Source organism: uncultured Bacteroides sp., from assembly GCF_902472605.1.
Taxonomy (GTDB): domain Bacteria; phylum Bacteroidota; class Bacteroidia; order Bacteroidales; family Bacteroidaceae; genus Phocaeicola.
Genome location: NZ_CABROP010000083.1, coordinates 1 through 1968 on the forward strand (window position 1 = coordinate 1; position 1968 = coordinate 1968).

Below are 1968 nucleotides of genomic sequence, written 5' to 3' on the forward strand. Positions count from 1 at the left end.
GCTATGTTCCTATTTTTCAATAAATTATATTTATTCTTATATCGAACTCACGTTAAATTAGCTCAATGGTGTGAGGCGGTTTATCAGGGAGATGCCGCAAAGGCCTCTGAATTATTGAAGAGTCGCTATAATCCGCAAGATACTACTCCTTGGGAAGCGACTTATCGGGATACGAATTTCGATTTGATTGTACGATTGTTCAGATGAGCAATGGCTTTATAAGCTGTTTTACAGTCCAACAATAAGTTGTTGTATAAAAAATCTCCTTCTTTTGCCTTCAGGTTTAGAAAGCCAAGGCTAAAGAAGGAGATTCTTGTTTTTAAAGTTTCCATCTGTACGATTGTATCGTTTGAGACTGTTCCTCTTTAGGATGATTTCAGCCGTTTTCTTTTCCAGAAGAGCCGGATAAAACGCCCTCCGGTGGCAATGAGTGCCAGAGAGAGTCCGGTATAGAATACGGCGATGAAACTTTCCGGCAACAAATGTGCCTTGCGGATGGTGACGCCCATCCCAATCATGAATGCCATGACAATCCACCCCTTCACATCAAAGAAAGAGAAGGGACAATGCCTTTCCCGCTTTCCCGAAGTGATACGCTGCGTATGCTTGCGGTAGAGCTTGTGGAAAACCATGCAGAAGAACAGCAGGAACACCAGACTGGCCTCACAGACCTTCAGGAGCCAGTAGTGCGTGTCCGTAATCCAGCAGGAGAGGCCAATTTGCAGAATGTTGAGGCCTGCCACCAGCCACACCACGCCAGCCGTCACCAACAGGGTATTGGAAGAAACTCCGTACTTCATCTTAGCTTAGAACCATTTGATTTTTCGGAAAATGACGAATGCGGCTGCCGATAAGAGAATCGAAAAGCAGACAATCAGGGCAAATGCATGGGGCAAGCCTTCGATGTGAATATCCACGTTCATACCGTAGAAACTGGCAATCAGCGTAGGCACCATCAGGATGATGGAGAGACTGGTCATGCGTTTCATGATGGTGTTCACGTTGTTGGAAATGATGGACGCGAAGGCATCCATCGTGCCTGTGAGAATGTCGCTGTAGATGTTCACCTGGTTGTGAGCCTGTTTCAGCTCGATGAGCACGTCGTCGGTCAGTTCTGCGTTCTGGTAATCCTGTTCATTGAAAATGTTCTGCAGCTTGCCTATCATGACCTCATTGCCACGGATGGACGTGTTAAAGTACACCAGACTCTTCTGCAGGTTCATCAACCGGAGCAAGTCCTCGTTACGGATGCTTCGCTCCAGTTCCTTTTCCGCACAGTTCACCTCATTGTTAATCTGTTTCAGGTATTTCAGGAACCACACGGCCGAAGAGTAAATCAGCCGCAGAATCAGTTCATATTTGTTGGGCACGTTGATGCCCTTGCGCTGTGTATGTTCAATGAAGTCGGGCAGCATCTCCGTAGAGTAGTAGCACACCGAAATCACCAGTTCATTGTTCGTGATGATGCCGATGGGCACTGTGACATACGGCACCTTCGAATCGGGTGTCTGCATGGGGATACGCAAGATGGTCAGCAGCCAGTTGCCTTCCGTATCTGTACGCGGCCTTTCGTCCGTATCGGCGATATCGTTCAAGAAAGATCGGGGAACTTTCAATTCATCTTGCAGGAAGCGGAAATCCGACTCATCGGGACATTCCACATTAATCCAGCAGTTGGGCTGCCAGCTCGTTTTTTCTACGAAACCTGCTTCACAAAAAAGATACTTTCTCATGTTTCTGCTCCTTTCCTTCGTTTTAAGCCCGGAGGAGCATCTTCAGAGTAAGCTACAATCTACTCACGACACTCCTTCAGGAAGTGGTTAAAATAATAATAATACGTTCGCGAGTAAGAATCGTCCATATTGTTTCGTTTTAGGGTATAAAAAAAGTTCGTTTTTGGTAAACGAACTCTCAAGCTCTTCAGGTTGGACTTGAACCAACGACCCTCTGATTAACAGTCAGATGCTC

General features: G+C 46.2%; 3 protein-coding genes. 1 reads left to right on the forward strand and 2 read right to left on the reverse strand.

What is annotated here, in order from left to right; translation table 11 throughout:
• Positions 1 to 207 (forward strand): hypothetical protein (locus RDP42_RS12485; RefSeq protein WP_308763955.1); only part of this gene is annotated, 207 nt, incomplete at its 5' end.
• Positions 208 to 365: 158 nt separating this feature from the next.
• Here RDP42_RS12485 and RDP42_RS12490 read toward each other — a convergent pair.
• Both RDP42_RS12490 and RDP42_RS12495 read right to left on the reverse strand, forming a co-directional pair.
• Positions 366 to 800: a hypothetical protein gene (locus RDP42_RS12490; protein ID WP_308763956.1), complete on the reverse strand. Its 435-nt coding sequence runs from the start codon at positions 798 to 800 to the stop codon at positions 366 to 368.
• Positions 801 to 806: 6 nt separating this feature from the next.
• Positions 807 to 1733: a magnesium transporter CorA family protein gene (locus tag RDP42_RS12495; protein WP_308763957.1), complete on the reverse strand. Its 927-nt coding sequence runs from the start codon at positions 1731 to 1733 to the stop codon at positions 807 to 809.
• Positions 1734 to 1968 lie beyond the last annotated feature (235 nt).

What these genes read in the sequence shown, in the direction of transcription:
- RDP42_RS12495 (WP_308763957.1), bottom strand. Translation starts at nt 1,733, where the DNA reads ATGAGAAAGTATCTTTTTTGTGAAGCAGGTTTCGTAGAAAAAACGAGC.
- RDP42_RS12490 (WP_308763956.1), bottom strand. Translation starts at nt 800, where the DNA reads ATGAAGTACGGAGTTTCTTCCAATACCCTGTTGGTGACGGCTGGCGTG.